General features: G+C 47.5%; 15 protein-coding genes, 1 pseudogene and 1 CRISPR repeat array. Of the genes and pseudogenes, 1 reads left to right on the top strand and 15 read right to left on the bottom strand.

Annotated elements, in window-relative coordinates:
* Positions 1-36: 36 nt before the first annotated feature.
* On the bottom strand, positions 37-1,425 hold the full coding sequence (locus FLZ89_RS10500) for a radical SAM protein (RefSeq protein WP_141265169.1): 1,389 nt from the start codon (positions 1,423-1,425) through the stop codon (positions 37-39).
* A gap of 238 nt (positions 1,426-1,663) precedes the next feature.
* Between FLZ89_RS10500 and FLZ89_RS10495 the strand changes: the two genes are divergently transcribed.
* Positions 1,664-1,894: a DUF1657 domain-containing protein gene (locus FLZ89_RS10495; protein ID WP_141265170.1), complete on the top strand. Its 231-nt coding sequence runs from the start codon at positions 1,664-1,666 to the stop codon at positions 1,892-1,894.
* Positions 1,895-2,006: 112 nt separating this feature from the next.
* On the opposite strand, the pseudogene FLZ89_RS15965 reads toward FLZ89_RS10495, so the two are convergent.
* The 14 genes and pseudogenes from FLZ89_RS15965 to FLZ89_RS10425 form a co-directional block, all read right to left on the bottom strand.
* A pseudogene (locus tag FLZ89_RS15965) lies at positions 2,007-2,299 on the bottom strand (hypothetical protein).
* 188 nt (positions 2,300-2,487) lie between these two features.
* Positions 2,488-2,871, bottom strand: coding sequence for a nucleotidyltransferase family protein (locus FLZ89_RS10485; RefSeq protein WP_141304932.1), 384 nt, complete (start codon positions 2,869-2,871; stop codon positions 2,488-2,490).
* 594 nt (positions 2,872-3,465) lie between these two features.
* Positions 3,466-3,789 carry an MBL fold metallo-hydrolase RNA specificity domain-containing protein gene (locus FLZ89_RS10480; protein WP_141304931.1) on the bottom strand — a complete coding sequence of 108 codons (324 nt, stop codon included), beginning with the start codon at positions 3,787-3,789 and terminating at the stop codon, positions 3,466-3,468.
* A 43-nt stretch (positions 3,790-3,832) separates the two neighbouring features.
* Complete coding sequence (locus FLZ89_RS10475) at positions 3,833-4,165, bottom strand: hypothetical protein (RefSeq protein WP_172613558.1); 333 nt, start codon at positions 4,163-4,165, stop codon at positions 3,833-3,835.
* 39 nt (positions 4,166-4,204) lie between these two features.
* Positions 4,205-4,516: a hypothetical protein gene (locus tag FLZ89_RS10470; protein ID WP_141304929.1), complete on the bottom strand. Its 312-nt coding sequence runs from the start codon at positions 4,514-4,516 to the stop codon at positions 4,205-4,207.
* Between the two features lie 37 nt (positions 4,517-4,553).
* Positions 4,554-5,099, bottom strand: coding sequence for an HTH domain-containing protein (locus tag FLZ89_RS10465; protein WP_172613557.1), 546 nt, complete (start codon positions 5,097-5,099; stop codon positions 4,554-4,556).
* A 240-nt stretch (positions 5,100-5,339) separates the two neighbouring features.
* Positions 5,340-7,895, bottom strand: coding sequence for an AAA domain-containing protein (locus tag FLZ89_RS10460; protein WP_172613556.1), 2,556 nt, complete (start codon positions 7,893-7,895; stop codon positions 5,340-5,342).
* A gap of 95 nt (positions 7,896-7,990) precedes the next feature.
* Positions 7,991-8,176 carry a hypothetical protein gene (locus FLZ89_RS10455; protein ID WP_141304926.1) on the bottom strand — a complete coding sequence of 62 codons (186 nt, stop codon included), beginning with the start codon at positions 8,174-8,176 and terminating at the stop codon, positions 7,991-7,993.
* Between the two features lie 100 nt (positions 8,177-8,276).
* A complete protein-coding gene (locus FLZ89_RS10450; RefSeq protein ID WP_141304925.1) occupies positions 8,277-8,483 on the bottom strand; it encodes a hypothetical protein in 207 nt (68 codons plus the stop codon).
* A gap of 246 nt (positions 8,484-8,729) precedes the next feature.
* Positions 8,730-9,059, bottom strand: coding sequence for a M48 metallopeptidase family protein (locus tag FLZ89_RS10445; protein ID WP_172613714.1), 330 nt, complete (start codon positions 9,057-9,059; stop codon positions 8,730-8,732).
* Between the two features lie 2 nt (positions 9,060-9,061).
* The gene (locus tag FLZ89_RS10440; protein ID WP_141304923.1) at positions 9,062-11,959 is read right to left on the bottom strand and encodes a type I restriction endonuclease subunit R; all 2,898 of its coding nucleotides are present in this window, start codon (positions 11,957-11,959) and stop codon (positions 9,062-9,064) included.
* Complete coding sequence (locus FLZ89_RS10435; RefSeq protein WP_141304922.1) at positions 11,943-13,292, bottom strand: restriction endonuclease subunit S; 1,350 nt, start codon at positions 13,290-13,292, stop codon at positions 11,943-11,945. The genes FLZ89_RS10440 and FLZ89_RS10435 overlap by 17 nt, the downstream gene beginning before the upstream one ends.
* Positions 13,285-14,835, bottom strand: coding sequence for a type I restriction-modification system subunit M (locus FLZ89_RS10430; RefSeq protein WP_141304921.1), 1,551 nt, complete (start codon positions 14,833-14,835; stop codon positions 13,285-13,287). Before FLZ89_RS10430 ends, FLZ89_RS10435 begins: the two co-directional genes overlap by 8 nt.
* A gap of 14 nt (positions 14,836-14,849) precedes the next feature.
* Positions 14,850-15,548, bottom strand: a complete 699-nt coding sequence (locus tag FLZ89_RS10425) for an HNH endonuclease (RefSeq protein WP_253256555.1) — start codon at positions 15,546-15,548, stop codon at positions 14,850-14,852.
* A 341-nt stretch (positions 15,549-15,889) separates the two neighbouring features.
* Positions 15,890-16,858: a CRISPR direct-repeat array (repeat unit 29 nt; unit sequence TTTCCGTCCCCTATAGTCGGGTCAAAAAC).
* Positions 16,859-16,982 lie beyond the last annotated feature (124 nt).

Genomic DNA, 16,982 nt, shown 5'->3' with positions numbered 1-16,982 from the left:
CTCAAGGTCATTTTACCATCTCTATCCGCTTTTTGTCTAATGTGTCCGGCAACAATTTTCCCCCTCCACTGTTACAGCTCCAGCTTTTCCTTCCTCTTCCCAGATGCGGTCGGCCACCTCTCCCCAGGCCCGGGCATAGGGGGCCAGTTTGGCGGCAAACTCCGCTGCCGTCTCGTCACTATGCAGCTGGGTCGAGCGGGCACCGGACTCGGCCACTATGTCCCGCAGCATTTCCGGGTTATCAATAAGGGGGCAGGGACGGCGCAGGTTCTGGTTAAAGGGCTGGCGCTTCTGGTAGGCGCGGAAAAGGGGGTTCTGCAGGGCTTCCACCAGGCTGACGTCCTTAATATTGCAAGTGCTGTAGTGGACAAAGGCACAGGGCTCCACTTCCCCGGCCGCGTTAATGTGGAAATAACGCCGCCCGCCGGCGATACAGCCGTTACTGGCCTCGCCGTCGTTCCAGAAGTCCACCAGGAAGATGGGTTTGGTCCGGCGGAAATACTGGATACGCTCAAACATCCAGGCCCGCTGGGACGGGGTGGCCATCATTTCCAGGTCCACGTCCTTGCCAATGGGGATATAGGTAAAATACCAGCCAAAGGCAACCCCTTTGTCTACCAGCATATCAACAAAGGCGTCGCTACCTAGTTCCTCGGTATTATTGCGGCTGTAAGTTACTGAGACCCCATAGACGGCCCCGGCGGCCCGCATGAGGTCCATGGCCTGCATTACCTTGGCGAAAACGCCTTTGCCGCGGCGGCTATCGGTTCTTTCCTCAAAACCTTCCAGGCTTAAGGCTACCGTAATATTACCCAGGCGGACCATATCGTCGACAAATTTTTGATCAATTAAAGTACCGTTAGTAAAGAGGTGGAAAACCTGGTCGGGGTGCTTCTCGGCCAGCCTGATAATATCGTCCCGTCGCAGCAGGGGTTCGCCGCCGGATAGAACGATAAAATTAATGCCCAGCTTCTCGCCTTCGGTAACTATGCGGTCCATGGTAGCAAAATCCAGTTCTTGCGCCCGCTGGTAGTCGCCGGCCCAGCAACCCAGACAATTTAAATTACACTTTTCCGTTGGGTCCATAAGGATGGCCCACGGTACGGCGACACCGAGTTTCGCCGCCCATTCCTTCTGCCGCGGCACACCGATAAAAGTCGAATTAACAAAGAAGTCCATAGCCAGGCGCTGCCTGATATTAGGATGGGTCTGAGTCAGCAACCTCTGGGCGAACTGGTACCAGTTGCTATTTCTGTCCTCCAAGACCCTCTTAACATTGGCCACCATTTCCCGGTGATAGGGATCCCGGGCCAGCTTTTCCGCCACGGCAATCAGGCGGGGAATATTCTTTTCCGGGTTATTGAGAATTAATTTAACCCCCTGCTCAAGCAACTTTTCCCCTACATAAGTTGCCGCCAGGTTCACGCACAAGACCTCCTTTCCAGCTTTATAAGCACAAAATGGTAGCCTTTACGTGCTGTCAACGCCGGCTACCACCTCCCAAAACACCCAAAAGACCAATTTTTGTTTTTATTATACGCTTATGACCATATCTGGTCAAGGGTTCCCTTCTGTGCAGAAACTACTTCTTATATTATTCTCTTTAAGGATCCAAACTAGCAACTGGACAGGGACCAATACTGCAAAGGAGGGCTTTTAAAAATTGACTGTTGGTACCAAAATGCACCAGACCCTCACCAGCCTGGAAGGCGCCATTGCCGATCTGAAGACCTATGCCCTGGAAACCCAGGATAAAAACGCCAAGAAGCAGTTTACCGATTATGCCAACCAAATCGAAAATATCGCCCAGGGCTTAAAGGGTCGAGTCAACTACCTGGAAACCCAGGAACCCCAGTACAAGGTTTTCCAGCAGGCGCAGGGCAAGATGCAGTAGCGTCCCTTTAGCATAGCCCCCGTAAAAACGGGGGCTTATATTTATAGCATATGCCGAGATGGAAAAGAATACAACGCCACTATGCAAAAAACAAAAAAGCTAAAGAGGGCCTTTATTGCTTTTCGTTACCCCTTGCTTCAATGAAAAGAAGAAACCTTTCTAATTCCCTTCTTGTGCGCTCCCAAACTTCCGCAAGGTTATCCAGTAAAGGCTTTATGCGGGCAGGAGAAAGACGGAAGGTATATATATTGCGCACAACGTGACGGAAGCCCCTGTATTCATCCAGGCTGTTCCTGGTTTCCCTGGAGATGACAGGGGGACGTATCAGTTCAATCTCAACCGCCATCTGGTGCAAGAGCTCTGATGCCAGTTTTGCCCCTCCGGCTTACTTTGCTCCAGATTGATGGCAACTAGTTCAAAAATCCTCTCCAGCCCCGTATAAAAGCTGTGAAGATTAAAAGCTACGCTGTCAAGGTAAAAATCATCGCCTGTAAGTTGATAGCGTTCCTATCAGGTTCGGGCGCGGTCGACGGCCTGATGGATTTCAGCGAGCTCCTCCCGGATGCGGCCGGCCAGGGCAAGGTACTTCTTTTTCATAGCTCGACCCCTTCGCTTTCAATAGCCCTGCGTAAAGATTCCCGGCAGTCTTCCGGGTCAACTAGGTCAACTTTAAATTTTTCACTAAGACCCGTCACCGCCCCTACTGCGGCGTAAAACCGGTCGTCCGGGATGCCCCATGCCGCCAGATCAACATCGGACCAGCGTGTAAAGCGGGAACGATCAACCAAGGAGCCGAAGGCTACTACTTTTTGGGCACCATATCTCTCTTTTAAGATGGCCGCAGCTCTGGCAGCAACTTGCCAGGCTTCTTTATAAAGCTCGGTTAGGGACGGGTCAGTTTGCGCAAAATCGTTGGTAAAAGTCAAAGGGTATTTCCTGGCGTAATAAGCAGCCAGCTCGTCAGGTTGGGTACCCATATTTAGCCCCCCTGCTAAAATAGCGTTGTCAGTTTCGTCCCTCATTCTCTTTCCCGCAGTTCCACTAATTTAAGTATACCACAGGCTAATTATATTATGGAGTTATTTTCCACCGCTTGAACCAGTGAACTCGTAAACGGGACCCAGGAACTGTCCATTTTAAGCGAGATGTGAACCATAAGGAAACAGGGATCTACAAAAAAGCCGGCCGGGAAAGCCTTCTAAGAATTCACCGCCACGTGCCCGGGGGTTGTGGCTGACAATCACGCCCTCAGGCACGTGGCGGGTCCCGGCCGACGGCTGACGGCCGGAAGGCCGGGCGGCGCCCGCGGTCAAAAAACGGTGCCATGCTTTATCACAACTTACGGGCTGTGGGCTCCTGACCAGCGCCCTCTCCCGGAGCGGCCCGCAGGGCCGCGAAGGGAGTGGACGCCCGTGTCCCCGCCCTGGAGCCGGCGGGTCTATACGGTATATGCCCTCAACTTGGCCGGAGGCCATGGAGGAACCGCGGGCTCCAGGGTCCGGACGTCCCCCGGCGGTCTACAGACGCACGATGGGGAGACTGTCGGGGCTGATGAAATAAACCGCCTCAATTCAACCAAGATAAATATCGCCATCGTTCAGACATTTAACTTTAATCCCTAATGCATGGTATTCATTGGGATAAAACGTATGTATGGGTATTACTTCTTTGGGTTGCAGGGCATCAACCAATTTCTTTAGGGTTTGTAAAGGTGCATGCCCGCTCGTATGCATATAGTGATATTCCATATCCCGTTCCCTGGCAAAATTCAATAGACGTACCATAGCGGGTTCCTTCTGATATCCAAGCCACATTGAATAAATGAAGTTTCCACCGGTAAAATTGATTTTCTTCAGGTCACTAATCATCGAAGGGCGCACCAGCATCAATACCATGCTTTGCTGCTCCTCTAATTCTCTGCGAGTAATCTTAAACTTTTTAAAACGAATCTTTTGCTATGTTTGCCTGTAAGAGTTCTTCTGCGATCACTTCTGTATACAACTCCTGGCTCGCATCCCTTGTTTCCCCTCTCCAGTTAATGAACGGCTGCTCGTACAACTGTCCAATATTTTGCATAGCCACCCTCGTTTCATAAATCACTCGCTCTTTCGTATAAGGAGCCGGGGGCCAGGTAATACTTTTGTATTCGTCCCCAAAATAAGCAGTTATTGAGGCAAAACGCTCAACCGGGAAATCATTGTATGCCAGAAAGACAAAGCCCGAGCCGTAAGGCAATTGATCCGGTTTTAAACGTTCCTTGCCGTAAGGCATGCACACCACATATAGAAAAGCTCGCAATACTTACCACAATCATCCCCTGGTTTTCAGGCCAGTAGGGAGGCTTCTTACGTTGATGATAATCTCCTCTGATATCTTCAACATTTGCCCCTTTTGCATTAAAAATTCTGAATTCCAGCCCTGGTCGTTGGCGAATTTTTTCAATACCCGGAGCACATGTTCTTTGCCTTTCGCATCCGTGTTGATTACCAGCATGCGTTTAACACCAAAGACAGCAGACAAAAATGTTTCTAAAGGTTCATCGGGAGATGTTACAACCCGAATCTTAGAACGATCAACTTTAGACCACCTTTTGATTATCTCCTTTCTTCTTTCATTATCCATTTTTGAAGCCTCCTTCGGTTGAACCTATTCCTGGCTCTTACTCCCTTAACCTTTCTCTAGTTAAAAGAAAAAAGGCCTTCTCTTGCTCATCATAGCCGATTGGCTCGCCGATGCGTTCCAGAATTCTTATGTCACGCTGGACCGTGCGTACAGAAACCTTAAACTCCTTTGCCAGTTCCCTGGTCTTAACAGGCCCTTTTTGAAGCCTTTTCAATATCATCAGGATACGGGAAATCCGTTCTTCGCACTGCCTGGCAATACGTTCCTGGCGATTTGCAGACGTTTTCTTAACTTTGAACTCGCTTGAGTCGTGTTCCTGCCACAACTCAAAAAGAAGTGCCGCGTCTTCCTGACTTATCTCCTGAGGATTTACAATTGCCATAAACGCTGGTATTGCTATCAGGTCCTCAATAATACTGCATTCATATACTTTAATATTAAGCTGTGCGGCCACATTACAAATCTGGGCGTGGATATCTGTATCCAGGCCAAAAATTTGAATTGTGTCATCGAACGCATAGTATTCATCGAATGCGAAGGGCTTTCCTGTCATTGGATTCAACAGATTACGCACCTTACTCATTAGGCCACCTCCTTTTATGCTATAGTAGCACAACATGGCGACATGGTTTTGGCGTAAAAAAGGTATTATTTAAACAGTGTCTAGAAAAGGCTGGCTGGAAAAGGCCTTTAAAAGATCCACCGCCACGTGCCGGGGGGTTCGGCCATCAACCACACCCTCAGACACAAGGCGGGACCCGGCTAACGGCCGGACGACCGGGAAGCGCCCGCGGCTATAAAAGAGGTAATAAAAAGCCCAAAGTCATTTAAGATAATCTTTTAGATCAAACGTCATTTTGCAATCAGGGAAATTACTACAGCCTACAAATAATCCATTTCTACCCTTTCTAGCTACTAGATTGCTACCACATTGGGGACAATGCGCCTCAATAAATGAAAGGTATTCGTTAGCAATTTCAATGTCCAACCATTTTATACCTTCACATGATGGATAAGTCGTACAGCCCAAAAATATTTTTCCTTTCTTACTCAAGCGGGCAGTCATGGGGTTCCCACACAAGGGACATTTGCTTTTGCTTTTAACAAAGTCTTGGAGGCCCACAATCTTTTTGTCATTAATTTTGTTGAGGTCAAAGTCTAATAGTCCTGCTATACTTATGACCCCTTTGGGCCCGGAATATCTTACCCATAGATACCTATCCTCTCCTCTTACCTGTGCGCCACACCAAATTACCTTATTATCAATTAATAAAAGAGCAGAGTAAGGAATAAAGTTTTTGATTATAACATCATTTTCCAAAGAGGTTCCTTTTAATGGAGAGGTGCTATTACATTTTATCACTACATTCTTATCAGGTTTATCTAATTCTTCTAATATCGCTTGCCCGGTTTTACTCTCTAACCAATCGCTTTTAAATTCCCCTATTATTTTCTTTGCATTTTTAATCTCTTCTTTTAACTTTGACCTGATATCTTTTTCATTTTCCAGCCAAATCAAATGTTTACTGTCATTTTCCCCTAAAAGATCCGAATTAAAGGTATTTAACAAGCGATAATGTTTTCCTTTTTCTCTGGCGTATTGGATTAACCATCTAATTGGCATATTTTTACTAACACTATCTTCTAAGTACGAACGTTTACAAACTAAAATTAACTTGCCTTTAGCCCTTGTTACAGCTACATTGATAAGACGAGAACTTTCATCAATACTGGAGACAAGTGTACCTGGCCTTCCACTGCTGTCTACTGTATCAAATATTACCAAATCGCTTTGGGACCCTTGAAACTTGTGCACAGTTGAAGCGCGGCATTTCGGAGTGCTGTTATCCTCCTTAAACGGATATAAATCGCTTATCAAGGCCCTGAGCAGCCGTCCCTGGGCTACATATGGTGTTATAATGGCAACATTATTTTTCCCGGAATTAATAGCCAAGCTTATTGAAGCAAAGGCGGAAAACAGATTAAATCGTGTATAATCGGGCAAGATACAACTTCCAATATCAAGTCCAGAGAGGTCAAACATTATAAGGGGTTCTCCGGGAAATGGCTCATCTTTTATAATTGGTTCCACATTTTTCGCTACATCAGGTGCATTTTCAAGCCGTCCACCATAAAATCGAATGCTTGGAAAGCCAGCAATCCGGGGATGCATGCGGTGTTGTATAGTTAAACTGATCAGGCATGGATGATCCATTCCACTATCAACTGCTTTAACTATACCTGCTTTCTCAAATATGTCCCGCTTCAACCATTTGTTCACTAATGGTGCCGTTGCCATCGCTATAGGAGCAAGTTGCCGGAAATCCCCTATAAGTACGATACGTCTTTTTGCCAAACTGGCTGCAAAGATAACATTAGGTATGTATGCCATACTTACCTCATCGACGATTACCGTATCCCAAGATGAGTTAAAGACGGCCTCATCAATAACTGATTTTGACAATGTAGTACCAACGGCTTTTGCGTTGCCAATAACAAAAACCTCCAAAGCACGAATTTCCTGGCGGCAATTACTGAGTTCTTTTTCCACACTGGCCAGTTCTTTTGAGCGACCAATTTTTTTAAGCTTTTCACGCTCCGACTTTAACTGTTCATAGCGATGCAGAAGTTCCGGCCTTCTTTTTGCCGCAAGGTAAAATGAAGTTAGATTGCGATGTTTTGCTAAAAAAGCAGGTTGTGCGAAACCATAACGAACAATATCTCCTTCTTTATAAGTTGAAGTAACGCTTGCTATTCTAGCTACAGCTTCATCAACAGCAACATTACTATGTGACAAAATAAGAACACGTTCGTTACTTGAAAGCAATTCATTAGTTATACGGGCCAGGGTTTCCGTCTTCCCAGTACCCGGTGGACCCCATATGAAAACAACTGCGTTATTTAAGACAAAACGGCATACTTCACAATTTTTACCCTGCTGACCAGTTTTAAGTTGTTCTGGGTTTTTAATCTTCACTTGATTACCTGTCAGCACCGAAGAAGCAAGAAAAGTATTCTTTTGATTAATTTTTTCCAGTCGCTTTTGAAGTGCTTCCAGTAAGAACCACGGCTCACAAATAAGTTGTGCTTCATGTACCTCAGTACCAATATTCTGTTCCAGGGCAAGTATTAAATCAAAACCTTCTAAAGAAATTACATTTCCTGGAACTGTTTTATCATCAATTTTAACATACACTGGTGTCCCATCTGGTAGACTCATTTCTTGATCCATAACAAAGCGATATATAAAGTGATCCCGATTATCAAGCAGCAAACCATCTTGAATAATATAAAGACGACCACCATTCTCTTTTTGATGTTCTATCTCTACCTGGAGAGCACGGTTAAATTCTTTAACGTAATCTTCTAGATGCAGCATATTTTGGCCCCCCCAAATCATAAAGAGTTTTCGTTTCTGGCTTTGTCACTTCGCTTCCCCGATATACATCCAGGCAAGATTTACAGGATTATTTCCTACGATAAATACTTTTCCCTTGCTTCTTCTATAAGCCGGTCGATCTCTTTGGCATTTTCCTTACCGAAAAGAAAAGCAACTATCATCTTCCGGGCAGGCGGGATAATTTTTTCTATGATCCATTTTGTTATTTTGTTTGGATTTTCTTTTTCTTTTAGGTCGGACAGCAGCTTTGCAATTGGCAATACTATCAGGGCTTTTATACCCGCGGCATAAAGTTCGACTGCTCAAATGCCTCATGATATATTCCCATTTTGAATTTATAAAACTCATATTCCTTTTGCGCTATTTCTCGTTGTGCTTTTTTAACTGTTCCTCTTCATACATTTCTATAATGTCAACACCGCCGCAGTCCGTATAGATAAACTCTAAAATTTCCCCTACATCTGTTGTGAGGATTTCCCCTGTTTCCGAAGATACCAACTCTCCTTTAATAATATTTTTGTTGGGATCAATTTCCAAAATCGCTTTTTTGGCAATACTTTGCTCCATAAGTTTTACCTCCCTTTTTTCGCGCCTTATAACACCGCTGTTTTTACCACCTAACCAAAATGGGCGGCAAACCTTGAAAGTGTTGAGCCGCAATAGTTTCCGGCCATTAGGCCCTTTCAAAGGTTTTGCAAACTAAAAAGCAGCGGCTTTTAATATAGATAAAAATCATGCCGCTACCAAAAAACTCTCTATAATAACATGGCCCTATGTCTTGAAAGTCTTGGGCCACAAGGCTTTGAGGCCAAATTAGCATCCTATCCCATATTTCGCCAGATACGCCTTGACCATCGCCTTAAACAATGGTCCATGATTGGGTATCTTTAAATGTAGCAGTTCATGGACGATTACCTCTGCCCGGAAGGGTGCCGGTTGTTTTAACAACTCGGGATCAAAGGTTAAGCGCCCTTTACTGGAGCAGCTCGCCCATTTGCGTTTCATGACGCGGATATGTATTTCTTTAGGCTCAACGCCGATCCTCTTGGCCCAGGTGGTAACTTCCGCCCGGAAAACAGCCTCCGGAATGGCCTCTTCCAGCTTATCAAGGGGCGCCAGGGCTGAAGTTGTATCGAATACCATGCTCATCGTCTGGCCCCCTTAAGCAGTTGCATGACCTGATCTACGATTTCTTTCATCTTTTTTCCCGTTTCTACCCCTGCTTTTTTTAGGTTTTTATAAAACTCCATTATGATCTGCCGCTCTTGACTCTCGCTCTCTTGCCAATATGGATAAATGGCAAAGGCGCCGGCCATATTCCGGGCCACAGTTTCGGCATCTTTTATTTGCTGCCGTCTTAAATACCAGTATACAGCATAGGTCTCCGGTGCCATATCCTTTTCCGCCCGCTCTTTTTCGGAAGCCAGATATCCTTTAATTAGTTCCTCTAACCGGCGCAAAGCCTCCTGGGTGCTTAACTGCCTTTCCTGGTAGGCTTTAGCTACCCTTTCCGCCATTTCGCCTATGGAAAGTAAATAAGGTGCTTCATGTTTCTTTGCGGATATGGTGTTTTCTATGCTTTTCAGCAGGTTAAACACTTCAACGGTATAACTGGCCCTGCTTTCTGCCAGTTTATCTAGGACTTCCTCGTTGATCTTATAAACCGTCACCGCATTCTGGATGGCCCCCGGGATGGTATGCTCCTGGACCAGGCGGGCTGTTTTGCGCATTAGTTCATGATCCAGGTTGACCCCGGGTTCAATGGAACGCAGGAGCCGGTAAAGCCGGGCCAACTGGTCGTAGTCATCCAGGTACCCCCTTAAAAAAGGATCTGGCGAAATAATTTCGAAAAGGTTGGCCAGCTCTTTGAAAAAAAGGTAATACTCCTGGCGTGTCTTGGGCTCCCGGAAATACTCCAGGGCTTTTTCGGCCGCCTTATCCTGTTTATACCCTTCTATGACGGCAAGGTACTTGCTCCTGCCTTCAGCCATTAACTCCTGAAAACGGTTTTTGAGGATATCCAGGTCTACAATGGTGCCTTCTACGTCTTTAGAATCAAAGGCCAGGGCCTTTTCTAAGTTTTCAAAGATGCCGACAAAGTCGAGGACAAAACCGGCCGGCTTCTGGTGGCCGTTTTCGTCTTCATAGGGACGGTTCACCCGGGCAATGGCCTGCAAAAGGACATGGTCGCGCATGGGTTTATCCAGGTACATGCAGTACAACACTGGGGCATCATACCCGGTTAGAAGTTTTTCGGTGACAATGAGGATTTTAGGTAATTCCCCGGGTTTGCGGAAGGCCTTGCGTAATTCCATTTCTTCTTTTTCGGATAGATAATAACGGGCCAGTTCCGGCGGGTCATTGTGGGCCCGGCTGATGACTACTGCCGAATACTCCGGCGGCAGGTATTTATCCAGGGCCTCTTTATACATTGTACAGGCCTCGCGGTCTACTGCCACCAGGAAGGCTTTATAACCCATTGGTTCGATATAATCCTGGTAATGGCGGGCGACATAGGAAGCGATGGCCTCTACCCGCTCCCTATTTTTTAGCATATTCCTTAGGGTAACGGCCTTCTCTAATACTTTGTTTAGTTCCTCGATATCGCTGACCCCTTCGGCCGCCGCCAGGTTTAGAAATTCTTCCTCCAGGGTTTCACGGTCCACCCGCAGTTCGTTGGGAGCCAGGGAGTAATGGAGGGGGACTGTGGTGCCGTCTTCTATGGATTCGGCTATGCTGTATTTGTCCAGGTAACCGTGGGGCTGATCGTCACAGCCAAAGACTTTAAAGGTGCCTTTGCCGTGGGCGGTGCGGTCAATGGGGGTGCCGGTAAAACCGATATAGGTGGCATTGGGGAGGGCGCCCATGAGGTAGTTGCCGAGATTCCCGCCAGTGGTACGGTGGGCTTCATCTACCAGGACGAAGATATTGTCCCGGCAGTTGAGATTGGCCGGGATGTCGTCAAACTTATGGATCATGCTGACGATAAGGCCGCGACGGTCGGAAGCCAGGAGCTCCTGCAGGTGGCGTTTGCTCTGGGCTACTTCGACCATTCCTACTCCGCAAGCGGATAAGTTAGCGAAAAGTTGCTGTTCCAGCTCATTGCGGTCTACCAGCATGAGGACCGTGGGGTTATTAAAACGGGGGTCTTCAATGAGCTTTTTGGCTATGGTGATCATGGTGTAGGTTTTACCTGAACCCTGGGTGTGCCAGACTAAACCCCGCTTTTTGTTGGGGTCCAGGGCGCGGTTCAACACCCGGCCGATGGCCCGCATCTGGTGCGGTCGTAAAATAACCTTGCTTAATTCGTCGTCGCGGCGGGTAAACATGATAAAGTCCGTTAAAACCCGTAACACCCGCTGGGGATGGATGAAGCTTTTTACCAGGGTCTCGTAATCCTGCCCGGTGCTTTCGTCCCGCCAGTTAAAAAGGTTTTTGCGGCTTAAGCTCCAGGTGGCGCCGTAATAGAAGCGGACGAGGTGGGTTAAGCAGTAAACCTGCTCCAGGGCCATTAACTCCGGTGTTTCCCGGTGGTAGCGGCGCATCTGGTCCAGGGCTTTGGCAATGCCTTCGATCTCGTTGGTGGATTTCGTTTCCACCACCAGGACCGGGACGCCGTTAATCAAGAAAACGATATCGGCGCGAATGGTGTAGGTGCCGTTGGTATAGGTAAATTCGTCGGTGACTTGAAAACTATTGGTCCGCCAGTTTTCCAGGTCCAGCAGGCGGATATTGCGTTCCCTTTTCTCGGTCTCCACGTATACCGTCCGTAAGCCCTTCAGGTATTCCCAGGCCTGGAGGTTACCTTCAATGCTGGGCGGTATCCGCTCCAGCCGCTTTAATACCTCTTCAGCCCGCAGGTGGTCCACCACGCCGGGGTTTAACCTCTGGAGCTGGCTGATGAATACCTGACGGTCGATTAATCCCCCCACTCCACCCCGCCTGAGCTCTAAATTCTCAGGTGCTATGTACTTCCAGCCCGCTTCGGTGGCATAGCGGATGAATGGATTTTGCACTGTGGAGCGTTCACCGCCTAAGGGCATCTTCTTTCACCTCCAGGTCTTTAACGCGCACCCTGCCGGTCATAAGCAGGTGGAGCATGGTTTGGAATAGGGATTGGAGGGCGGATTTGCGGTTTTGTTCTATGTTAATTTTGTTGTCGACTATTGTAAGAATATGGGTAATTAGGTGTTGTTCGGGGAGTGGAGGAAGAGGAATAGAAAAAGATTTAACTATTGAAGTATTAAGCCCCTTCATTATCACTCCATGCCCGTACATATTAAGCTGTTCTTTTAACTTATGATTACTAAAACATAGTTTGAGAAAGTATGGTGACATTTTGTCTTTATTTACTTTTATTCTAATTAAATGGGAATCTATAATGCCTTCTTCAGCATTTTCAGGAAAAACGGCAGCATACCCTATAGTGCCCATTGCCGTGAGTAATACATCTCCAGGGTTTACTTTAAAAGACAAAAGTGCCTGGAACTTTACATCATCAATAAATCTATTACCCAATAAAAAATTGTTTTTTATAACATTCTCTTGGCCATACACTTTTTTACCTTGTAAAGTAAGTTCTGTTTTTTTAAGTTGGCTTCCAAAAGGACCAATTTTTATTGCCCCTTTTTCCTCCAAAGTGACTTCCCCCAATCTCACCACTTCCCAATGCTCCGGGACCATTCCAATTTCCGTTTCTTTCAAGGGTACGCGGTCAATCTGGTCCACAGGTACCGGGCCGTAGGTGAAAAGGTGGCGCATGAGCGACTTCTTCAATTCCCGGAGGGCGGCGATAACTTTATCTTGAAGCTCGATGGCTTTTTGGATGGTTGAAAGCACATAGGCAATCTTGCGCTGCTCGGAGAGAGGGGGAAGAGGAAATATTATTTGTTTAGCTTTAGCAAGGGTGAAATGTTTAAAAATAGTTACGTCAGTAATTAAAGATAATGTATTGTTTTTAGCCCAATTAAGGATATAATACATAAACTCAATAAAAATATTTTCGTTTGGAACGATACCTAACACATTTTGGCTTATGGCCATTTCTTTTCTAGATATTTTAACCTCTCCGGCAGTACCGTACATCGAAAGAAGTATTGAATTTTCAGGTACTAACCAAGCATTACTGTTTTTTAGGCCATGCTCAGTTATAGATGAAATAGTATCTATTAGATACTTCCCAGGCCTTGCTACATCCTCAACTTTAACAAAAGGTATCCCACCAGACCAGAAGAGCGGCTCAGATGTACTTGGCGTTCCACCAGCCTTCATTCTTCTCGCCACTTCCCCCAGCCTCACCACTTCCCAATCCGCCGGTAGCACCCCGATTTCTGTTTCTTTATACCCCTCCATCACCTCATTTTTCTCCTTATCCATTCAGCCAACCTCCAAAACCCAACTTGCCCAAGATATCATTCAGTTCCTTATCTACGGCCTGGCGTTCTTCTTCGATTTCGGCCAGCTCGACTAATATTTCCTCTATTGGCCGGTAATCTTCTTTGCCGTTGGTGGATACATAGCGGGACGGGCTGAGGTTGTAGTCGTTGCGGGCTGCTTCTTCAATTGAAATTATTTTGCTCAAGCCCTCTTCTTCCCGCCATTCATGGTAAAGGCTGTAGACCTTCTTAATATGCTCGTCATCCATGTAGTTCTTCGGGCGGCCTTTGGTAAACATCTTAGAGGCGTTGATTAATAAAATCTCCCCTGGGTGCTTTTTGGCCTTATCTATGACCATGATTATACCCGGGGCGGTCGTGTTATAGAACATGTTTTCCGGCAGCAGGATGACGCATTCTATCAGATCTTTTTCAACAAAGACTTTGCGAATATCCCGCTCGCGGTTGGAACCCTGGTTGCCGCTGCCCCGGGAGATGGAACCGGTGTCTAAGACGACGGCCATCTTGCCATTTTCTTTCAGGGAAGCAAACATATGCTGGACCCAGCCCCAGTCGGCGCTTGACGCCGGCGGGATGCCGCCAAACTTAAAACGATCAAAGGGGTCTTCTTCGTACAGGGATAGAGGGAATTTCTGGTTCCACATGGGATTGGCAGTCACTTTGTCAAAGGTACGCAATGAACCGTCAGGATTGGTAAAGGCCGGCCGGGCCATTGTATCGCCCAGGCGGATGTCGGCCTCCAGGTCATGGATAAAGGCATTCATCTTGGCCATGGCGAAGGTGGTATAAAGGATTTCCTGGCCGTAAATTTTGACCGGTGCTCTCCGGGGATCGTCGCCATAAGCTTCCTTGAAGGCCAATACGCTTTTGATCAATAGACCCCCGGAGCCGCAGGCCGGATCATAGATCTCGTCACCAGGTTGGGGCTCCAAAAGATAGGCCATCAGCCAGGTTACTTCCCGCGGTGTGTAGAATTCGCCGGCGCTCTGGCCCTGGCCTTCGGCAAATTTGCGCAGTAGATACTCATAGGCCCGGCCGAGGATGTCTACCTCAACGTCCTTTAACCCTAAACGATGGCGGGAAAGGACCTGGATTAAGTTATAAAGCCGGTCATTATCTATAACTGGTTGGCCGGCCATCTGGGCGTTGAAGTCAATAGTCTCAAAGATGCCGTGTAATTTGGGGTTCTCCCGGGCTACTGCGCGCACGGCATCGGTAAGGTAATCGCCTATATTGGTAGTCTGCCGGGCAATAGCATCCCAGCGGGCTTGGGGAGGGATATAAAAGCGTACCAGGGAGTGGTCTTCTTCGACCTGCGCCAGGGCTTCTTCTGCCGTGTCAAAGACCTCTTCGGCCAGCCTTGTTATTTCATCTTCAAATACGTCGGATAAGCGTTTTAAGAAAATCAACGGCAGTATGTAATCTTTATATTTAGGTGCGTCGACGGCACCGCGAATTACACAAGCTGCTTCCCACAGCCAGTTTTCCAAGGTGGTAAGATCCATACTCGTGTTTTCTGTCATGGTTCTTCCTCCAGTTAACCCTTGATCTCCCTTCTTAACCTCTCCCTGTCTGCCGCCAGATCCAAAATATGCATCTTACGGTGGCAGTTGGGGCATAGAGCGACGGTGTTATTTATGGTATCTTCCCCGCCGCGGGAAAGCCAGACAATATGGTGAACTTCTAAAAATGGCTCCCCATCTGGGTTTAAAAAAGGCGCGGGTTGATGGCAGAGTTGACATCTCCCATTGGCCCGCCGCCGGGCGTATTCGGCGACATAGGGGTTACGTTCATAGGTGGTCGTGGTAACTTTTCTTGAGGCTGCTTCTGGACGGGAAAATTGAATACGTCGCCGGAGTTCTTGCTCATCCAGCCTTCTGGCTTGCTTTTCTTTTTCTTCTTGTCTTTTGTTTATTAGTTCCGCTGGAATAGCTACGGGAGCTGCAGCATCCACTACCCGCAGAGGAAAAACCCATACTTGACGCGGGTTACCATCAGCATCAGGTTGGCGTTCCTGATAGGGCTCCCCGGCTAATTCTACCCGGCCCATATAAGTATAACGCCCTGGCTCAAATACCTCAAAAAGGTGGACATCCACCCCGTTGTGGCGTGATTCGGCCAGGGTTTTATTCTGCATGAAATTTAAGTCCTGATCACCCCGCTGGCCCATGCCAGTATAGTGGAATGTATTGCCTATCCAACGGTCTTCATAGAGGGAGCGGGTATGATCGGACACTATGACCAAGGTATTGGTTTGGTGTGACCGCCGCATGCCACCCTGGCGACTACAGCGAAAAATCTCTGTTAGGCGTTGGTTATCGATTATTTCGCCTGGTCGGAGGCCGGGGTTAAAGCTCATTATATCACCTTATTTCACTATTCCAATTCGTCCTTATTTCAAATTTTCCTGCTTATTTCCGGCGTAAAAGGAATCTCTCTCTGGAAACACGCCTGCCTAATGGAAGGCTTTAAAAACCGCCGGGCGGTTATCCTGGCGGTTTTTATTATGATAGGTAATCAACCCTGGTGGAAAGTGATAGATATCTTTGCCAGGGCTGTCTCATTCTCCGTCCCGGCTTTCCGTCCCCTATAGTCGGGTCAAAAACATGAGGATGGCGAAGTTTCTGGTGCATATATAGATAAGCGTTTCCGTCCCCTATAGTCGGGTCAAAAACGATATGTCTCCCTTGGCGGCCGCCAGTGGGCGGTCACGTTTCCGTCCCCTATAGTCGGGTCAAAAACTAGTTAAATAAATAGCTTCTAACACTGCTTTTACTGATTTCCGTCCCCTATAGTCGGGTCAAAAACTCTGCCTTGAGGTTCTCGGCCTCGACGCCGAGGAAGCATTTCCGTCCCCTATAGTCGGGTCAAAAACTGATAGATCGGCCCGCCGGGAGCCTATCCCGGCAAAAAATTTCCGTCCCCTATAGTCGGGTCAAAAACGAAATGAGTTCAGTGTTTATCGCGTTCCGCCTCATCATTTCCGTCCCCTATAGTCGGGTCAAAAACAAAGGTGCTTTTGCCCAGATACCGCCAGGCAGGCTACATTTCCGTCCCCTATAGTCGGGTCAAAAACGCGTATAAACAGTACAAGCAGTAGCGCCTGTTCCAGCGATTTCCGTCCCCTATAGTCGGGTCAAAAACCGAGCTTTACGGCCAAGTATTACGGAAGTGGTATAGATTTCCGTCCCCTATAGTCGGGTCAAAAACATGAGGATGGCGAAGTTTCTGGTGCATATATAGATAAGCGTTTCCGTCCCCTATAGTCGGGTCAAAAACGGCCCTGGGTGTCAATTGAGTGCTTGAGATTGCGGAAAATTTCCGTCCCCTATAGTCGGGTCAAAAACTCCCCCCACGCCGGGCACCTCCATGGCCCAGTTTATAATTTCCGTCCCCTATAGTCGGGTCAAAAACTACATACGAGAGGAGGAACCATACATGAACCGCCCGAATTTCCGTCCCCTATAGTCGGGTCAAAAACAGGAAAGGTGGCAAGAAAAAAAGGCGGGGCGCTGGATTTCCGTCCCCTATAGTCGGGTCAAAAACATCGAGTAGGAGGGGGCGGCTAGCCCCCGTCCCCTCACACCACCGGACATGCGGGTCCGCATCCGGCGGTTCACCAAGCTTGACGAAGACTGAGATAGCGTTCGGTTAAGCTCATGAGGCCCTG

It is taken from the genome of Moorella sp. E306M (assembly GCF_006538385.1).
Lineage (GTDB): Bacteria > Bacillota > DSM-521 > Neomoorellales > Neomoorellaceae > Neomoorella.
Note: the sequence above shows the minus strand (reverse complement) of the source record. Positions and strands in the feature narration are given on the sequence as shown.

Coding starts and splice junctions, on each gene's coding strand:
- FLZ89_RS10450 (WP_141304925.1), bottom strand. CDS start 8,483: ATGGAGCAAAGTATTGCCAAAAAAGCGATTTTGGAAATTGATCCCAAC.
- FLZ89_RS10465 (WP_172613557.1), bottom strand. CDS start 5,099: ATGAGTAAGGTGCGTAATCTGTTGAATCCAATGACAGGAAAGCCCTTC.
- FLZ89_RS10470 (WP_141304929.1), bottom strand. CDS start 4,516: ATGGATAATGAAAGAAGAAAGGAGATAATCAAAAGGTGGTCTAAAGTT.
- FLZ89_RS10445 (WP_172613714.1), bottom strand. CDS start 9,059: ATGGTATTCGATACAACTTCAGCCCTGGCGCCCCTTGATAAGCTGGAA.
- FLZ89_RS10435 (WP_141304922.1), bottom strand. CDS start 13,292: ATGGATAAGGAGAAAAATGAGGTGATGGAGGGGTATAAAGAAACAGAA.
- FLZ89_RS10430 (WP_141304921.1), bottom strand. CDS start 14,835: ATGACAGAAAACACGAGTATGGATCTTACCACCTTGGAAAACTGGCTG.
- FLZ89_RS10480 (WP_141304931.1), bottom strand. CDS start 3,789: ATGGTATTGATGCTGGTGCGCCCTTCGATGATTAGTGACCTGAAGAAA.
- FLZ89_RS10460 (WP_172613556.1), bottom strand. CDS start 7,895: ATGCTGCATCTAGAAGATTACGTTAAAGAATTTAACCGTGCTCTCCAG.
- FLZ89_RS10485 (WP_141304932.1), bottom strand. CDS start 2,871: ATGGGTACCCAACCTGACGAGCTGGCTGCTTATTACGCCAGGAAATAC.
- FLZ89_RS10440 (WP_141304923.1), bottom strand. CDS start 11,959: ATGCCCTTAGGCGGTGAACGCTCCACAGTGCAAAATCCATTCATCCGC.
- FLZ89_RS10475 (WP_172613558.1), bottom strand. CDS start 4,165: ATGCCTTACGGCAAGGAACGTTTAAAACCGGATCAATTGCCTTACGGC.